Below are 15,350 nucleotides of genomic sequence, written 5' to 3'. Positions count from 1 at the left end.
TCACCGCCCCGGGAACCATGCGCTCTTGGCGCGGAGTGTCCGGCGCGGTACGGTCAGTCGACATTTCCACAGAACGACGACGGCGAGACGGAAGTCCGGTGCAAGTCCGGCACGGTCGCGCCACTGTGAGCCGCCCCGAGCCCCGGGGCGGTGAGTCAGACCCGACGACCGTCGTCGCGCACCACCGTATGGGACGCGAGTTCCCGAGGAGGTACCACCATGGCCGAGGCCATCGCGTCGCCCGCCGTCACCGCCACCACCCCCGCCGTCGTCCCGGTCTCGCTGCCGGTCCGCGCCGTGCTGCCGTGGGCGCTGTTCGCCGGCGTGCTGATGCTCGTCGCGCTCTACTTCGTCGGTGCCGAGCAGGGGGCCACCTCCCTGTTCGCGGGCAGCGACGTGCACGAGTGGGTCCACGACGGGCGCCACCTGCTCGGTTTCCCCTGCCACTGAGGGGCTTCCGGGTACATGTCATCCCCCACCACACCCACGGGTGCGCCCTCGGGCTCGCTCGTGGGCAGACTTCTGCTGCGCGGCATGCTCGCGGGCCTGATCGCCGGACTGTTCGCCTTCGGCATCGCGTATGTCGCGGGCGAGCCGTCCGTCAACGCCTCGATCGCCGTCGAGGAGGCCACGGCCGCCAAGGCCGAGCAGGCCGGGCATGCCGAGCACGCCACCGCGCACAGCCACGGCGCCGGCGGGGCGAAGGACGCCAACGGGGCGGCCACCCAGGCCGATTCCGAGGAGGAGATCGTCAGCCGGGACCTCCAGTCCACGGCGGGTCTCGCCACCGGTGTCCTCGTCTACGGCGTCGCGCTCGGCGGCATCGCGTCCCTGGCCTTCTGCTTCGTGCTCGGCCGGGTCGGCCGCTTCACCCCGAAGGCCACCGCGGCGCTCGTCGCGGCGGCGGCCTTCACCACGGTCTACCTCGTGCCGTTCCTCAAGTACCCGGCGACCCCTCCGGCCGTCGGCAACCCCGACACCATCGGGAAGCGCACCACGCTCTTCTTCCTGATGATCCTGCTGAGCGTGCTGCTCGGCATCGCCGCGGTCATCGCGGGCCGCCGGCTCGCCCCGCGCCTCGGCAACTGGAACGCGACGGTCGTCGCGGGCGCGGGCTTCACCGCCGCGGTCGCGCTGGCCTGCGCCTTCCTGCCCGCCAACACGGACGCGGTGGCGCCGGAGTTCCCGGCCGCCGTGCTGTGGGAGTTCCGGATCGCGACCCTCGGCATCCAGGCGGGCCTGTGGGTGGTCTTCGGACTCGCCTTCGGGTTCCTCGCGGAACGCCTGCTCGCGCCGAAGCCGGCCCCGGTGCCGGTCGCGGCGGCGACCGCCGGCTGATCTCCCGTACGCGTCCGGATTCCCGTACGCGCAAGGCCTCGGCCCCGTACACCGCACCTGGTGTACGGGGCCGAGGCCTTGTCCGTACGAGCCGGCCCGGCTCGCAGGACGAGCGCGTCGGGGCGTCGGGGCGTCGATCGTAGGGCGCGCACGGGACCGCCGCACGGTGGGCTGCGGCGGCCGGGTGAGCGTCACCCGAAAATAGTTCGCCAAAGCGACAAACCACCCCGGTCATCACAGAATCGGGATGATCCGCCGGTGCACCCGGGGGATCCGTCCGGGGGCTCTCCGCGCGCCCTCGACGGAGGATCGCGTGCGGGAGAAGGAGCGAGCGCGCATGAGTTCCATGGACGGCGCCGCCGAGGTGCCACGCCAGGTCGGCCAGCAGACCGCAGCGCAGCGGAGAGCCGCCACCCCGACGATGACCTGGGTGACCCTCGCGCTGATGACCACCGCCTCGGTGGCCAGCCTCCGTGCCGCGCCCACGATGGCCATCTACGGCCTCGCCTGCGTCTTCCTCTACCTCGTACCGGCGATCGTCTTCCTCCTGCCGACGGCCCTCGTCTCGGCCGAGCTCGCCTCGGGCTGGAGCGGCGGCGTGTACCGCTGGGTCTCGGAGGGCCTGTCGAAGCCGCTCGGCTTCCTGGCCGTCTGGTGCCAGTTCGCGATGACGATCTTCTACTACCCGAGCCTGCTCGCCTTCGTGGCGTCGACCATCGCGTACGTCCTCGACCCGTCCCTCGCCGACAACGGCGTGTACACGGCGATCGTCATCATGGTCCTGTACTGGACCGGTGTGTGGGTCTCCTCGCGCGGCACCAAGACCCTGGCCGGACTGTCCAGTTGGGGCCTGGTCATCGGCACGCTCGTCCCCGGCACGATCCTCGTCGTCCTCGGCATGGTCTTCCTGGGACAGGGCAACCCGTCCGCCGCGCCCATGGACGCAAGCCACCTCCTGCCGGAGTGGACCGGCCTCGCGAGCCTGGTCCTGATCGTCAACAACTTCCTCTCCTACTCCGGCATGGAGATGAACGCGGTCCACGTCTCCTCGCTCAAGGACCCGGCGAAGGAGTACCCGAAGTCGATGTTCATGGCGATGGGCCTGGTCCTGCTGATCTTCATCCTGCCCGCGCTCGCCATCAGCTGGGTGGTGCCGGCCGACAAGCTCAGCCTCACGGCGGGCGTGATGCAGGCCTTCGAGGCCTTCTTCGCGTACTTCGACGTGGGCTGGATGACCCCGATCGCCGCCGTGATGCTGATCTCCGCCTCCCTCGCCGGCATGCTGACCTGGCTGGCCGGCCCGTCCAAGGGCCTGTTGGAGATCTCCCGCCACGAGGGCTATCTGCCGCCGTTCCTGCAGCAGCTCAACAAGTACGGCATCCAGCAGAACATCCTCGTCACCCAGGGCATCGTGACCTCCATCATCGCCCTCGGGTACGCGCTGATCCCGAACGTGTCGAGCGTCTACTGGATCTTCTCGACCATCACCACCCAGGTGTATCTGATCGTCTACCTGCTGATGTTCCTGGCGGCCGTGCGGCTGCGGAAGACACACCCCGACCACCCGCGCGGCTATCGCGTCCCGGCCATCGGCGTGGTGTGCGTGACCGGATTTCTGGCTTCCGCCGCGGCCATGGCGATCGGCTTCGTGCCGCCCTCCCAGTTCGGCGGCGGCAGCGTCTGGTCGTACGTCCTGATCGTCGGCGGCGGACTGGCGATCCTGGGACTGCTGATCCCCTGGGCCTTCCTGAAGTTCCGCAAGCCGAGCTGGCGTCAGGCAGCCGCTCAGGACGCGTACGAGGGAGAGGCGTCATGAGCCCCACCGAATTCGCCCACCGGCACAAGTGGATCTACTGGAGCGCGATCGCGCTCCTGGTCGCCCTGGTCATCGCGGGCCTGATCCGGTACAGCAGCGTGAAGCGGACCGCGGAGACCTCGAAGAAGGCCGACCAGCTCAGCCAGGAGCTGGTGAAGGCCGGCTTCCCGGCCCCCGACAAGGACACCAGCGAACGCCTCTTCGGCACCGACGGCGGCCAGGTCTGCGAGAACCCCGGCGGCGCCCTGACGAAGGCGCTCTCCCGGATCGAGCAGTTCTCCAACGGCGCGACGGGCCCCGGCATGCGTCCGGTCATCGGCGACAGCAGGGTCGTGGAGGCCGAGCGGATCGTCATCCAGGTCTACTGCCCGGATGAGCTGGACGACTTCGACGATGCCGTCGAGGACTACGAGACCGACGAAACGGTACGCCGATGAGTACGCCGAACAGCCTGCCTCCGGAAGGAGCGGACGAGCTCGCGGTGCTGCGGGCCCGGGTCGCGGCGCTGGAGGCCGAGGCCGCCGCGGCTCCGGCCGCCCGGCCGCCCCACCACCGGATCCGCTCGTTCTTCGCGGTGCTCCTGATCGTCATCGGGTGCGTGCTCGCGCCGCTCGGTCTTGTCGCGGCATGGGCGGCGGACGAGATCGGGGACACCGACCGTTACGTCGCCACGGTCACGCCGCTCGCCTCCGACCCGGACGTGCAGGCGGCGGTCGCCAACCGCGTCACCGACGCCGTCATGGAGCGCATCGACCTCAACGCCCTCCTTGAGGACATCGCCCCCGCCGACCGCCCGCGCCTCACCAAGGCCCTCGGCAAGCTGGGCGATTCGCTGGAAGGCGCGGTGAAGAGCTTCGTCCACGAGAAGTCGCAGGAGGTCGTCGCCTCGGACGCCTTCCAGACGGTGTGGCAGGACGCCAACCGGGCCGTCCACAGTTCCCTGGAGAACGCGCTCACCGGCAGCGACGAGGGCGCGGTGAAGATCAACCAGGACACGGTCACCCTCGACCTCGCCCCGGTCGTGGACCGGGTCAAGCAACGCCTGGTCGAGGCCGGTCTGTCGGTCGCGGGCAAGATCCCCGAGGTCCACACCGACTTCACGCTGGTCCAGGCCGACGACATCGGCAAGGTGAAGACGGCCTTCAACCTGCTGCAGAAGATGGGCTTCTGGCTGCCGGTCCTGTCCGTGCTGTTCGTCGCGGGCGGCGTCCTCCTCGCCGTCCGGCGCCGCCGCACCCTGGTCGCCGCGGCCCTCGGCTTCGCGGTGGCGTCGCTGCTCCTCGGCATCGGCCTGACCGTCTTCCGTACGGTTTATCTCAACGCCCTGCCGGAAGGCGTCTCCCCGGGCGCCGCGGGCTCCGTCTACGACATCCTGATTCGCTATCTGCGCACCTCGGTACGGGTGTTCGTGGTGACCGGCCTGATCGTCGCCCTCGCCGCCTGGCTCTCCGGCCCCGGCCGCGCCGCCGTCCTGGTCCGCGGCCTGTGGCACTCGGGCATCACGGCCACCCGCACCACCGCCGACCACGCCGGCCTCCGCCTGGGCCCCGTCGGCCCCTTCGTCCACCGCCACTCCACCCTGCTGACGTGGATCCTCGTCGCGGCGGCCGTCGTCACGTACGTCCTGTGGTCGTACCCGACGGGGATGGTGGTCGTGGCCCTGGCGCTCGCGCTGCTCTTCGCGCTGGCGGTGAAGGACTTCCTGGCGGAGGAGCCGGGGACGCCGGGGACGGCGGAGAAACCCGGGGGCCGGGAAGGCCCGCCGGAGCAGCCGCCGGAAGGGCCGGAAGGGCCGGAGGGCCCGGAAGGGCCGGAGAAGGCTGCGGCGGCCGGGACCGGCGGCTGAGGACGGGGCCAGGGCGGCCGTACGGCCTGACGAGCCGCCCTGCTCGGCGTCCTGCGAGCGGTCCTGCGAGCCGTCCCGCGCTCCCGTCCCGCGCTCCCGTCCCGCCCGGCGCCCTTCAGGCCGTCGCCTCCGCCCGCACGCCGGTGCCGGCCGGGGCGGTCTGCCGGGTGACGCGGCGGCGGCGGGTCGGGAGGCCGACGGTCGGGTTGGCGACGCCCCAGGCGGCGCCCTTGCAGATGACCTCCTTGTAGAAGGCGGCCGTGCGGCCGGTCAGCGCGCGGTCGACCGCCTGGTCGTCGGCGGTGACGAACTGGACCAGGCCCTCCTTGCGCCCGAGCGAGATGCACTGCTGGAAGTAGCGGATGGAGACCTCGGGCACCTTGGTGCCGGCGAGGCGGGCGGCGATGGCGTCGGCGGCCTGCCAGGCCATCGGGACGCCCGAGGCGCAGGACATGCGCAGCGGCTTGTCGTTCGGGCCGATCGCCATCGCCGCGTCGCCCACGGCGTACACGTCCGGGTGGGACACCGAGCGCATCGTGCGGTCGACGACGATCTGGCCGCGCTCGGTGACCTCCAGGGTGGTGGCCCCGGCGATCGGGTGGACGGCGAAGCCGGTGGTCCAGACGGTGACGTCGGCGGGTACGGCCCTGCCGTCGGCCGTGGTGACCGTCTCGGCCGTCACCTCGGTGACCGCCGCGTGCTCGTGGACGGTGATGCCGAGCCCGTCCGCCACCTTGCGCAGGTGGGCGCGGCCTTTCTCCGAGAGCCAGTCGCCGAGGACGCCGTGGGCGGCGAGGGAGACGTCGAGGTCGGGGCGGGCCTCGGCGATCTCGGTCGCGGCCTCCACGCCGGTGAGACCGCCGCCGACCACGACCACCGAGCGCCCGGCGCCGAGCGCGGCGAGCCGGTCGCGGAGGCGCAGCGCGCCGGGGCGGCTGGAGACCTCGTGGGCGTGGACGGCGGTGCCGGGGACGCCGCCGTCGTTCCAGCCGCTGCCGAGGGCGTAGACGAGGGTGTCGTACGCGAGCTCCGCCGGCTGCCCGGCCGCGTCGACGCCGGTACCGGCACCGGTACCGGTACCGGTGAGGGAGACCGTCTTGCGCTCCACGTCCACCGCGGTGACCTCGGCGAGCCGCAGCTCGACGCCCGTACCCGCGAACATCTCGGCGAACGGGCGGGGCTTGAGGTCCTGCCCGGCGGCGAGCTGGTGCAGCCGGACGCGCTCGACGAAGTCGGGCTCGGGGTTCACGAGGGTGATGGCGACGTCCTCGCGGCGCAGCCGCTTGGCGATACGGCCGGCGGCGACTGCTCCGGTGTAGCCGGCTCCGAGGACGACGATGCGGTGCTGCGCGTGCTGCATGTCCGTGCTCCTGTCTGGGCGGTCCGCCGTGGTCCGGCGTGGTGTCGCCCCTTGAACCGGACAGCCCCGCGATTCCTGACAGGTCCTGCGTGTGACCTGCGTCACATGGAGATGGTGCAGGTCAGAGTCAGAGTCAGAGGACGTGGAGCGGTGCCTCGTCGTGCCCCTCGGCGGCCCACCGCTCGCTCGCGCGGACGAGCTTGTCGGGGTTGACCTGGCTGCGCACCGCCACGACGCCGCCGTCCACGGTGACCTCCAGGCAGGTGATCCCGACGATCCGGCCCTCCACGACGGCCAGGAACGCCGGCCCGCCGTTGGCCATCGCCACATGGATCTCGGGCACGCCGCCGACGAGCTTCCGCTTGGACTCGCCCGGCTTGAAGAGACCGCGCAGGAACGTCGCCACCGCGCGCGCACCCTCGAACGCCCTCGCCCGCGCCGGGACCTTGCCGCCGCCGTCGCCGATCGCGATCGCGTCCTGGGTGAGCAGCTGGACGAGGGGCTCCGTACGGCCGCTGGTCGCCGCGGCCAGGAACTCCTCGATGATCCGCCGCGCCGCCGCCTCGTCGATCTCGGTACGGGCCCTGCCGTCGGCGACGTGCTTCTTGGCCCGGTGGTACGTCTGCTGGCTGGCGGTCTCGCTGATGTCGAGGATCTCGGCGATCTCCCGGTGCGGGTAGTCGAAGGCCTCCCGCAGCACGTACACCGCGCGCTCGTTCGGCGACAGGCGCTCAAGGAGGACGAGCACGGCGTACGACACCGACTCCCGCTGCTCGGCGGTGTCGGCGGGCCCCAGCATCGGGTCCCCGGCGAGCAGCGGCTCGGGCAGCCACTCGCCCACGTACGTCTCGCGCCGTGCGCGCGCCGAGGACAGCTGGTTGAGGCAGTAGTTGGTGAGCACCTTGGTCAGCCAGGCCTCGGGCACCTCGATCCGCCCGACCTCGGCCGCCTGCCACCGCAGGAACGTCTCCTGCACGGCGTCCTCGGCCTCGCTCACCGACCCGAGCATCCGATAGGCGATGGCCTCCAACCGCGGCCTCGCAGCCTCGAACCGGTCCACGTCACTCGCGATCAGGGCCATGGGGGCCATCCTAGGGGGTGTCTTCCCGGCGGGTCGGGCGGCGGCGGCGGGTCAGGCGGGGCGGTGGCGGGTCGGGCGGCGGCGGGTCAAGCGGCGGCGGCCAGCGTCGTCGCCACGGACTGGAACCAGGCGCCGTGGGAGAACGGCTCGGGCGGGCCGACCTCCATGCCGAGTTCGGCGGCGGCCAGGGCGTAGTCCCCCTCGTCCAGCGGCAGCGCGAGCAGCTCGTGGAGCTCGCCCACGAGACGGGCGACCAGTTGCGGGTGGGTGGTGGCGGCGTAGTCGGCGACGGCCGCGTCGTGGTCGGGGAACTCGTCGACGATGTCCTGCGAGAACCAGCCGCCGAGCAGCTGCGCGGTCTCCGGGAAGCGCATGTGCCACTCCCAGTGGGTCTGCGGGGACGCCGGCTCCGGGACGTCGCCCTCCTCGATGCTCCTCTTCAGGTGGTCGGCGAGCACCATCAGCCACCCGCCGATCGCCGCCTGCGGCATCCCGGTGTCCGGGACCGAGTAGAACTCGCCCAGCTCCTGCCGGAGGCGGCCCGGAGGGTTGCGGCTGTACTCGCGCAGCTGCCGCTCCGCCTCCGCGATCGCCGAGGGACGGGTGTGCCAGGTGTGGCGGAGGTACGCGTCGAGGGCGCGGCTGCGCCGCTCGGGGGTGTCGTCCGCCGGCTGTCCCAGGTACGCGCGCATCACCTGGTCCAGCTCGCCGTACCGGCGGTCGTGTTCGAGGGGCTTCATGGACATCTGCGTACGGCCCCTACAGGTAGAACGGAACGGTCGTGTGGACGACGAAGCCGTGCGGGCTCGCCGGCTCGCGCCGCAGCACCACACGCGCCGCGCGGACGTCGACGGGCCCGAGCCCGGCCACCAGGTCGCCCGCGAGCTGGACCCGGCCCACCGGCTCCTCACGGGAGGGCCAGGCGGCCTCGATGGTGAGGCGGGCCCGGGTGCCCTGGGCGAGCCAGCGGTGGATGGCCTGCTCGTTGGCGGTCACCACCTGCTGGGTGGCCCAGTGGGCGGTCTCCCGGTCGGGATAGGAAGCGGAACGGGTCAGCACGGGGGCATCCTCTCAATTCGGCTAGTCGGAGAAGGTCCAGAACAGACCGACCTCGGTGTCCGAGACGATGACGAGGCCGCAGTCCTCCATGAGGACGCCCAGCGGGCTGTACCCCAGGCTCTCACGTGTGAAGTCGAGCGTCCCGGGTGCGCTGCCCTGCTTGCTGACGTTGGTGTGGTACGTGGCCTGGTCCCCGTAACGCGCGAGGATCGTGCGCGCCATCGCCCGTAGTTCCTCCGGGGATTCGTCGAAGTACTGGAGGTTGGCCAGGGTGCAGCCGGCCTCTGTGAGGGCCAGGAGCAGGTCCTCCGCGCTGTCCCGGTCGATCTCCTTGAGACGCGGCGCGATGTACTCCGGAGGGCGGACGGCGAAGGGGTACGTGGGGTTTCCCTCACGATCCGGGTGCTGCGCCGTGTCATCGACCCGGGCCCAGCCCCTGGGGTCCGGGACGGCCCGGGCCATCACCAGGAGGACGTCGAGGACCCAGTCTTCGTGGCTGCGCGGGCCCGTGGCGACGTACGCGACCGCGTCCCTGTACAGGTGGCGTACGGCGGCGTTCCAGGACGTCTGGTCGGCGGACGGCATGTGGTGCGGGCCTTTCTCGGGGTTCAGGGTCGTGCGCTAGGACTTGTAGGGCATCGAGGTCATGACGGTGAACGGCGGATTGCGGCTGCTGTCGTACCTGAGCCGCGCCTCGATGCCCTTCACGTCGTATGCCTTGGCGTCGATTCCACCTTCCTTGTACCCGGACTTCGGGTCGCTCGGGTCCACAGGCTGCTTGAACACGCTGCGGCCGCTGGTCTCGCCGTTCGGGGCGTCCGCACGGAACTTCTCGACGTCCCCATCGGTCGCCGGCGGCGGGCCCTTGATCCAGGCGTCGATGGCGGCCTTGTTTCGGTTGAGGGTGTACTCGGTCAGTTCCTCTGCCCGTTGGTAGTTCGGGAAGGCCGAAGAGCTGCCGGGGTACGGCTTGCCGTACGGCCACGCCTGCGTCGGGCCGTTCGACTGCTGGTCGCGCAGCCGCTGCGCGAGCTGCTCGTCCGTCTTGCCGACGTGCTTGTCCAGGGTGTGGCCGTCCCCCATGTACTCGTTGGCGGCGAGGTTCAGGTCGTAGTTGCCGTTGGAGTCGACCTTCAGCCAGACCTTCGAGTCCTTGAACTCCTCCAGCGCCCGGGCACCGAAACCCTGCGCCCGGGCCACGCCGGCCTCGAACTTGGGGGCGCTCAGGAAGGCCTCGTCCAGCGGTTCCTTCAGGGCCTCCATGCGGGTGGTCAGACCGTCGAGGATGCCGGTGTAGGCGTCGACGATCCGGTTCAGCTTGGCCGTGTCGATGTTCAGCACGGTCTTCACGTCGAAGGACAGGATCAGGCCCGCGCCCTTGCCGATCACCGAGGTGACGGTGCCGAGGAGGTCTTTGGCGCTCTTGGGCTTCTCCAGGTCGTCGAGGATCTCCTTGACGGCCTTCTTCATGGCGCGCTCGATCTCGTCCCAGACGTCGCGGTTCAGGTCGACGGCGGCCTCCGCGTACTCGCGCAGGATGGTGGCCATGGTGTCGGCCGTGTCCTTCAGGACGGCGAGGACGGGCTCGCTGCCCGAGGGGACGCGCGGCTGGCCCTGGCCGGTGGAGACTGTCTGCCCCCACTGGTAGCCGACCCGCTGCTGACCCCACGCCGTACCGCCCCACAGCGCGCTGCAGAAGGTCCGCATGGCCGCTTCCCAGTCGGCCTGCTGGGGGTTGGTGATGGTGCTGACGGCCTGGGTGAGCTGGTCCGCCACGAGCGTCGCCGTGATGGAGACGTTCATCCAGCTGTGGCACAGGGAGTTGAGATAGTGCTGCTGCGGGAAGGGGTAGACGTCGGCCACCCTGCCGACCCGGAACACGTTCTTGCACAGCGGCTGGAGGACGTCCCGGACGATCTCGGGGATGCCTTCCATGATGCCGCGCAGGAAGTCGTCGCCACCGTCGTCGTCGCCCCACTTGATGTCGGGCACGGCGCCGAAGTTCGGGTCCTTGTCGACGACCGTGGGGCGCGGGCGCTGCTCGGGCGTCGTGCCGGGCTTGGGGTGGGCCGCCGCGTCGGCCTTGCTGAAGGTGTTGGCGGTCTCGGTGAAGCCGACGGCGACGCCGCCGACGCTGAGCACGGACCGGCCCCAGACGTCCAGCCAGCGGTCGCCGATCTTCTTGTACGCCGTGGCGAACTTCTGGGCCTCGGTGCCGGCGCCTCCGGCGTCGGGGTACTTGCCCAGCTCCTCCAGGAGCTTGTTGGCGCCGCGTATCTGGAAGTCCTGCTGCTCGGCGACGCGTCCGGAGACCGACCAGAGGTCGCTCGGTTTGACGTCGATGGTGCCGTTGCCGCCCGGCGGCTGCGCGGGAGTGCCCATCAGGCCCCGCCTCCCCAGCCATCGAGCACGGACTTGTTGGCGGCGGCGTAGTTGAGGTGCCCCTTGACCACGACCTCGTGGAGCCAGGCCTGGGCGGCCTTGAGGTCGTCGGCGGAGTGGCTCCACCGGTCCAGCTCGTCGATGAAGGCCTCGCGGGCCTCGCCGTCCCAGGTCAGGACGACCTTGGCGACGCGTCCGTAGAGACCGTCCAGCTTTTCGTTGAGGACGCCGAGGATCCCCTCCAGGTCTCCCGAAAGGCGCTGCAGCGTCGCGAAGTTGACGGTTATCCGGTCGTCGTCCGGCATGGTGATGACCCCCGTGGTTCGGATGTCCTGGCTCGGATGTCCTGGCTCGGACGTCCTTGTTCAGATGTCCTGAAGTCGGCTCTTCGGCTGGGTGGCGGGCGGTGCCGGCGCCGGGTCGGGCACGGTGAGATCGCGGGCCGCGGCGGTCACGTCCTCGCCCTCCTGCATCTGCCGGAGCCGGCCCAGGAGGTCGAGCTCCTGCTCGGTGAAGCCGTCGCGCGAGGCGCGCATGGCCGCTTCCAGCAGCACCATCACCTGGCGGATGCGTACGGCGTCCTCGGCGACGCCGCGATGCAGGGAGCGGTACGCGGTGGCGGTGGGGCCCTGCCAGCCCGCGGCGATCCGGTCGACCACCTCGTCCATGCCGCGGACCTGCTTCTCCAGGAACTGCTGCATCTCGTCGAGCTCGCCCGCCAGTTTGGTCAGGCTGTCCTCGGAGACCGACAGGTCGGCGTTCTGCATCCGGAACCCCCGCTCATCGCGCCGTTCGCACGTGCGTTCCTGCGTGCGGTCGTTCACTTTAGCAAGGCGACCTGTGGGTCCCGAGGAGCTCATGGGTCGTCAGGGACGCACTGTGGAGCGGCTCCTGACGGGCTGGCATACTGCACGGGTAGCCCTTCGCGCATCCCCCGTCGCGAAGGGCTACACCCGTAGGTCGACGCCGTGGACCGGCGTGCGGATGCTTCACACGGGCAGGGGACTCCCCTGTGGTCCCCTGACCGTGTTTTTTGCAGTTAACAGTGACGTAGAGTGTTTACGCAAGCCCGGCACTTGCGCCGGTGCATGATGCGAACGTAGGTAACCGGATGGACAACGGCGAGGAACACGCGCCCGAGCTGCACTCGTTGCAGCAGAAGGTCGAGTACATGCTGGAGAAGACCTTCCCGGGCCAGAAGGTGTCCGGGCGGACCTTCGCCGAGCTGGTGAAGGAGCGCGGCGGCTCCCTCTCCCACAGCTACTTCTCGAACATCCTGGCCGGCAAGGTCACCCAGCCCTCCGAGGAGATCCTCAAGGCGCTGGGACTCGGCTTCGGTGTGGACTGGCGGTTCTTCAAGGAGGAGTCGGAGGTCGTCGGCGACGTGGTCGCCGGGCTCCAGTTCCTCGCCAAGCGGCGCACCGGCGAGATCAGCGGCGTGGCGGGGCGCGGCGTCGACGACGACGGGCTGCCGGCGGAACTCCTGGAGTTCGCGCTCTCCCTCCTGGCGGACACCAAGGCCAAGCAGAAGCCCGACGGGGCGGACGGCGACGCGGACGGCGCGAAGGACTCGTAGGCAGGACGGGGAGCGCGGGGGACTGCGGGGGAGCACGGGGAACCCGGACGTGGGCGGATTCGTCTTTCGAATGCGCGACCGGCGTTGGCTAAAATCGCCGACCGCAGGTCACACACGCGTGCCGACGACCAAGAGGCCTCAATGTCCCTGCGCGAACTGCGCAAAGAGTGTGAAGCCGGCCTGGCTGACCTTCCGATACCCGCCCCCTTCACCATCGAGGGCCTGGTGGCGAACATGGAGGCCGCCCGCGGCCGGACCATCGTCCTCCAGGAACTGCCCGAACGCCTGGCCCGCGTCAACGCCGCCTGCGGCCTGCGGCTGAAGTCCGGCACCACCAGTTACGTGCTCTACCGGCGCCGCCCCACCGCGTACCAGACCCAGCACGTCATCCTGCACGAGCTGTGCCACGAGTGGTTCGACCACGGCACCAGCCTCGACGCCGACCAGCTGCGGATGCTCCTTCCGGTGTTCGACACCTCGCTGATCAAGCGGGTGCTCTCCTCCGACACGGTCCAGGCCCGCGCCCAGTACGACACGCACGACGAGCGCGTCGCCGAGTTCGGCGCCTCCCTCATTCCCCGTATGGCCAGAGACGTGACCAGCGACGACATGGTCGGGCGGCTCGCCAACTCGCTCTCCCGGCCCGTCGCCCACCGGCGCCGTTCGTTCTTCCGCGGCACCTTCTTCCGCCGCTCGTAGCACCGCCCCCACGCCCCCCACGCCCCCACACCCCCCACGTCACCCCCACGCCCCCACCATCCCCCGAGGAACTCACGTGACCGCGCTCGACCTCGCCGGCTACCTCATAGCCGGTCTGATGACTGCCGTCGCCCTGTGGCGTATGCCGGCCGCCCTCTGGGGCGACGAGGAGGACAAGCGCCGCCGCGCCCTGTGGGGCTGTTACGCGGGCTTCGCCGTCGCCCTGTGGACCAAGACCCGCGTGGTCCGGACAGGCCTCAACAACAGCCCCGTCGTGGACCTCGCGGTGCTGATCAAGCACTACACGGCCACCGTCGCCATCCTGGCGATCCTCAGCTACATCGTCGCCATCTACGGGCACTTCCCGGAGGGCGGGGCGATCCCCCGCCACGTACGCTTCGCCCGGCTCGTCCAGCAGGTGGCCACCAAGGCCTCCGTGGTCACCCTCGTCCTCCTCACCGCGCTCTTCTTCACGGTGGTGGACCGCTCGGTCCCCGCGGACCGGTTCGTGGCCGAGCACGCCGGCCAGTGGGGCGCCACGCTCTACATGAGCGTCTTCTACGTGTACTTGGGCGCCGCGTCCGCCGTCTGCGCCTACCAGTGGGCCCTGGCCACGGCCGACGCCCGGCTGCTCCACCTCCGGGTGGGCCTGGGCATGATGACCTTCGCGATGTTCATCGGCGTCGGCTACACCCTGAGCCGGACCCTGTTCCTGTGGATCAGCGTGGTCGACCGGCCCAGCGAGAGCTTCGCGCTGACCTTCGACGAGGTCACCGAGGCCGCTCAGGTGGTCCTCTTCGCCTTCTTCGCGCTCGGCGCCTCCCTCCCGGCCTTCAGCAAGGGCTGGCGGCGGGCCCGGCTGTGGCGGGCCCAGATGAATCTGCACCCGCTGTGGCGCGAGCTGATGACGGCCTTCCCCGACCAGCCCTTCGCCCCGCCGGCCTCGCTCACCCGGGAGCTGACCCGCTTCGACACCCCGGCGGACCTGCGCGTCGACCGCTGGGCGGCCGACATCGCGGACGCGGTCGAGAAGCTGCGCCACTACGTGCCCGACAGCCTGCTGACCGCCGCCAAGGAGGCCGCGGCGGGCGAGGCGGGCGAGGCCGTGGACTCCGGCTCCGACTCCGGCTCCGACTCCGGCTCCGACTCCGGCTCCGACTCCGACTCCGGCCTCGGGAAGGCCGGCGCGCTCGCCGACGCCTACTGGATCAAGGCGGCCCTGGCCGCCAAGGCCGAGGGCGCGCCCGCCGGAAAGGCCGCGGCCTTCGAGACGAAGCACGCCACCGACCAGGACGGCGAGGTCGCCTGGCTGGTACGGGTGGCCGCCGCGTACAAGTCCGTCCCCGAACAGCGGGCCCACGCCGTCCTGCGCTCCTGCCTGGAGCCCAGCGCGTGAACGACATCGTCCATGTCTCCGGCACCCGGACCGTGGCCCGCGTCGTGACCGACGTCCTGCAGCCCCGCAACGTCCTGCTCGCGGGCATGCTCGGGATCGGCCTCGCCGCCGCCGGCCACTGGACCGGCCTGCTGTGGGGCCTGCTCGGCGCCCTGTGCGCCGGGCTGATCCCGGCCGGCTACATCGAGTGGGAGCGCAAGCGCGGCACCTGGGGCGACCGCCATGTGGTCGACCGCACCCAGCGCGCGCCGATCTTCTTCGTCATCCTCGGTTCCATCGGCACCGGCTCGGTGGTCATGCTCCTCGGCGGGGCGCCCACTCCCATCCTGATCGCGATGCTCGCCCTGTGGGTGATGACCATCGGGCTACTCGCGGTGAACACCGTCTGGAAGATCTCGGTGGACTCCGCCGTGGCCTCGGCGGTGGTGGCGCTCCTGGCCGCGGTGCACTCGCCGTGGTGGCTGATCGCCTCCACACTCACGGCCGCCGTGTGCTGGTCCCGGGTCGCACTGACCTACCACACGGTGGCCCAGACCCTCGCCGGAGCCACGCTCGGCGCGAGCACCGCCGCCGCGTTCCTCCTCGTATGAGAGCGAAGGCCCGGACCGTACGGCGGGGGCGCGACTGGCGAGAAGTTCACGTACGAGACCTTGTTGTGTCACGTTCTACGCGCGTATCTTCACCTCTGGATCTGTTGTACGACGCCCAGGGGCGTCCCCCGTCGACAGTTTGACGATCCCTCATCGGCCCTGGCCCCAGCGCGGGTGGCCGGGCCTCGTCCTGCCATGAAGGAGCTC

17 protein-coding genes and 1 riboswitch are annotated in these 15,350 nt (G+C 70.8%); of the genes, 9 read left to right on the top strand and 8 right to left on the bottom strand.

Annotated elements, in window-relative coordinates; genetic code table 11:
* Positions 1–89: 89 nt before the first annotated feature.
* Positions 90–161: riboswitch (cobalamin riboswitch) on the top strand.
* 58 nt (positions 162–219) lie between these two features.
* The 5 genes from AB0C73_RS09875 (at position 220) to AB0C73_RS09855 (ending at position 5,000) form a co-directional block, all read left to right on the top strand.
* Positions 220–450 carry a CbtB-domain containing protein gene (locus AB0C73_RS09875; RefSeq protein ID WP_362526853.1) on the top strand — a complete coding sequence of 77 codons (231 nt, stop codon included), beginning with the start codon at positions 220–222 and terminating at the stop codon, positions 448–450.
* Between the two features lie 15 nt (positions 451–465).
* Positions 466–1,338: a CbtA family protein gene (locus tag AB0C73_RS09870; protein WP_362526850.1), complete on the top strand. Its 873-nt coding sequence runs from the start codon at positions 466–468 to the stop codon at positions 1,336–1,338.
* Between the two features lie 337 nt (positions 1,339–1,675).
* Positions 1,676–3,154, top strand: a complete 1,479-nt coding sequence (locus AB0C73_RS09865; RefSeq protein ID WP_362526847.1) for an APC family permease — start codon at positions 1,676–1,678, stop codon at positions 3,152–3,154.
* Complete coding sequence (locus tag AB0C73_RS09860) at positions 3,151–3,591, top strand: hypothetical protein (RefSeq protein ID WP_362526844.1); 441 nt, start codon at positions 3,151–3,153, stop codon at positions 3,589–3,591. Before AB0C73_RS09865 ends, AB0C73_RS09860 begins: the two co-directional genes overlap by 4 nt.
* Complete coding sequence (locus tag AB0C73_RS09855) at positions 3,588–5,000, top strand: hypothetical protein (RefSeq protein ID WP_362526841.1); 1,413 nt, start codon at positions 3,588–3,590, stop codon at positions 4,998–5,000. The genes AB0C73_RS09860 and AB0C73_RS09855 overlap by 4 nt, the downstream gene beginning before the upstream one ends.
* Positions 5,001–5,115: 115 nt before the next feature.
* Here AB0C73_RS09855 and AB0C73_RS09850 read toward each other — a convergent pair whose 3' ends face one another.
* The 8 genes from AB0C73_RS09850 to AB0C73_RS09815 form a co-directional block, all read right to left on the bottom strand.
* Complete coding sequence (locus AB0C73_RS09850; RefSeq protein WP_362526839.1) at positions 5,116–6,360, bottom strand: FAD-dependent oxidoreductase; 1,245 nt, start codon at positions 6,358–6,360, stop codon at positions 5,116–5,118.
* Positions 6,361–6,493: 133 nt separating this feature from the next.
* A complete protein-coding gene (gene sigJ / locus AB0C73_RS09845; RefSeq protein WP_362526836.1) occupies positions 6,494–7,441 on the bottom strand; it encodes an RNA polymerase sigma factor SigJ in 948 nt (315 codons plus the stop codon).
* Between the two features lie 86 nt (positions 7,442–7,527).
* Entirely contained in the window at positions 7,528–8,187 is a 660-nt protein-coding gene (locus tag AB0C73_RS09840) for a contact-dependent growth inhibition system immunity protein (protein ID WP_362526834.1), read from the bottom strand.
* Between the two features lie 13 nt (positions 8,188–8,200).
* Entirely contained in the window at positions 8,201–8,500 is a 300-nt protein-coding gene (locus AB0C73_RS09835) for an RNase A-like domain-containing protein (protein WP_362526831.1), read from the bottom strand.
* Positions 8,501–8,521: 21 nt separating this feature from the next.
* Positions 8,522–9,085 (bottom strand): hypothetical protein, encoded by a 564-nt coding sequence (locus AB0C73_RS09830; protein ID WP_362526828.1) that lies wholly within the window; start codon positions 9,083–9,085, stop codon positions 8,522–8,524.
* A 36-nt stretch (positions 9,086–9,121) separates the two neighbouring features.
* Entirely contained in the window at positions 9,122–10,882 is a 1,761-nt protein-coding gene (locus tag AB0C73_RS09825; RefSeq protein ID WP_362526825.1) for an RNase A-like domain-containing protein, read from the bottom strand.
* The gene (locus AB0C73_RS09820; RefSeq protein ID WP_362526822.1) at positions 10,882–11,187 is read right to left on the bottom strand and encodes a WXG100 family type VII secretion target; all 306 of its coding nucleotides are present in this window, start codon (positions 11,185–11,187) and stop codon (positions 10,882–10,884) included. The genes AB0C73_RS09825 and AB0C73_RS09820 overlap by 1 nt, the downstream gene beginning before the upstream one ends.
* A 60-nt stretch (positions 11,188–11,247) precedes the next feature.
* Complete coding sequence (locus tag AB0C73_RS09815; protein WP_362526820.1) at positions 11,248–11,706, bottom strand: WXG100 family type VII secretion target; 459 nt, start codon at positions 11,704–11,706, stop codon at positions 11,248–11,250.
* Positions 11,707–11,993: 287 nt separating this feature from the next.
* Here AB0C73_RS09815 and AB0C73_RS09810 point away from each other — a divergent pair, with 287 nt between their 5' ends.
* The 4 genes from AB0C73_RS09810 (at position 11,994) to AB0C73_RS09795 (ending at position 15,143) form a co-directional block, all read left to right on the top strand.
* Positions 11,994–12,458: a hypothetical protein gene (locus tag AB0C73_RS09810; RefSeq protein ID WP_362526817.1), complete on the top strand. Its 465-nt coding sequence runs from the start codon at positions 11,994–11,996 to the stop codon at positions 12,456–12,458.
* A 141-nt stretch (positions 12,459–12,599) separates the two neighbouring features.
* On the top strand, positions 12,600–13,157 hold the full coding sequence (locus tag AB0C73_RS09805; RefSeq protein ID WP_362526815.1) for a toxin: 558 nt from the start codon (positions 12,600–12,602) through the stop codon (positions 13,155–13,157).
* Positions 13,158–13,233: 76 nt separating this feature from the next.
* On the top strand, positions 13,234–14,553 hold the full coding sequence (locus AB0C73_RS09800; protein WP_362526812.1) for an MAB_1171c family putative transporter: 1,320 nt from the start codon (positions 13,234–13,236) through the stop codon (positions 14,551–14,553).
* Entirely contained in the window at positions 14,550–15,143 is a 594-nt protein-coding gene (locus AB0C73_RS09795) for a hypothetical protein (RefSeq protein WP_362526809.1), read from the top strand. Before AB0C73_RS09800 ends, AB0C73_RS09795 begins: the two co-directional genes overlap by 4 nt.
* The last annotated feature ends 207 nt before the right edge of the window (positions 15,144–15,350 follow it).

The sequence above is a fragment of the Streptomyces sp. NPDC048623 genome (genome assembly GCF_040650755.1).
In the GTDB taxonomy this organism is placed as follows: Bacteria; Actinomycetota; Actinomycetes; order Streptomycetales; family Streptomycetaceae; genus Streptomyces.
This window is presented reverse-complemented; position numbering and strand designations above follow the sequence as displayed.

What these genes read in the sequence shown, in the direction of transcription:
- AB0C73_RS09875 (WP_362526853.1), top strand. Translation starts at nt 220, where the DNA reads ATGGCCGAGGCCATCGCGTCGCCCGCCGTCACCGCCACCACCCCCGCC.
- AB0C73_RS09870 (WP_362526850.1), top strand. Translation starts at nt 466, where the DNA reads ATGTCATCCCCCACCACACCCACGGGTGCGCCCTCGGGCTCGCTCGTG.
- AB0C73_RS09865 (WP_362526847.1), top strand. Translation starts at nt 1,676, where the DNA reads ATGAGTTCCATGGACGGCGCCGCCGAGGTGCCACGCCAGGTCGGCCAG.
- AB0C73_RS09860 (WP_362526844.1), top strand. Translation starts at nt 3,151, where the DNA reads ATGAGCCCCACCGAATTCGCCCACCGGCACAAGTGGATCTACTGGAGC.
- AB0C73_RS09855 (WP_362526841.1), top strand. Translation starts at nt 3,588, where the DNA reads ATGAGTACGCCGAACAGCCTGCCTCCGGAAGGAGCGGACGAGCTCGCG.
- AB0C73_RS09850 (WP_362526839.1), bottom strand. Translation starts at nt 6,360, where the DNA reads ATGCAGCACGCGCAGCACCGCATCGTCGTCCTCGGAGCCGGCTACACC.
- sigJ (WP_362526836.1), bottom strand. Translation starts at nt 7,441, where the DNA reads ATGGCCCTGATCGCGAGTGACGTGGACCGGTTCGAGGCTGCGAGGCCG.
- AB0C73_RS09840 (WP_362526834.1), bottom strand. Translation starts at nt 8,187, where the DNA reads ATGTCCATGAAGCCCCTCGAACACGACCGCCGGTACGGCGAGCTGGAC.
- AB0C73_RS09830 (WP_362526828.1), bottom strand. Translation starts at nt 9,085, where the DNA reads ATGCCGTCCGCCGACCAGACGTCCTGGAACGCCGCCGTACGCCACCTG.
- AB0C73_RS09825 (WP_362526825.1), bottom strand. Translation starts at nt 10,882, where the DNA reads ATGGGCACTCCCGCGCAGCCGCCGGGCGGCAACGGCACCATCGACGTC.
- AB0C73_RS09820 (WP_362526822.1), bottom strand. Translation starts at nt 11,187, where the DNA reads ATGCCGGACGACGACCGGATAACCGTCAACTTCGCGACGCTGCAGCGC.
- AB0C73_RS09810 (WP_362526817.1), top strand. Translation starts at nt 11,994, where the DNA reads ATGGACAACGGCGAGGAACACGCGCCCGAGCTGCACTCGTTGCAGCAG.
- AB0C73_RS09805 (WP_362526815.1), top strand. Translation starts at nt 12,600, where the DNA reads ATGTCCCTGCGCGAACTGCGCAAAGAGTGTGAAGCCGGCCTGGCTGAC.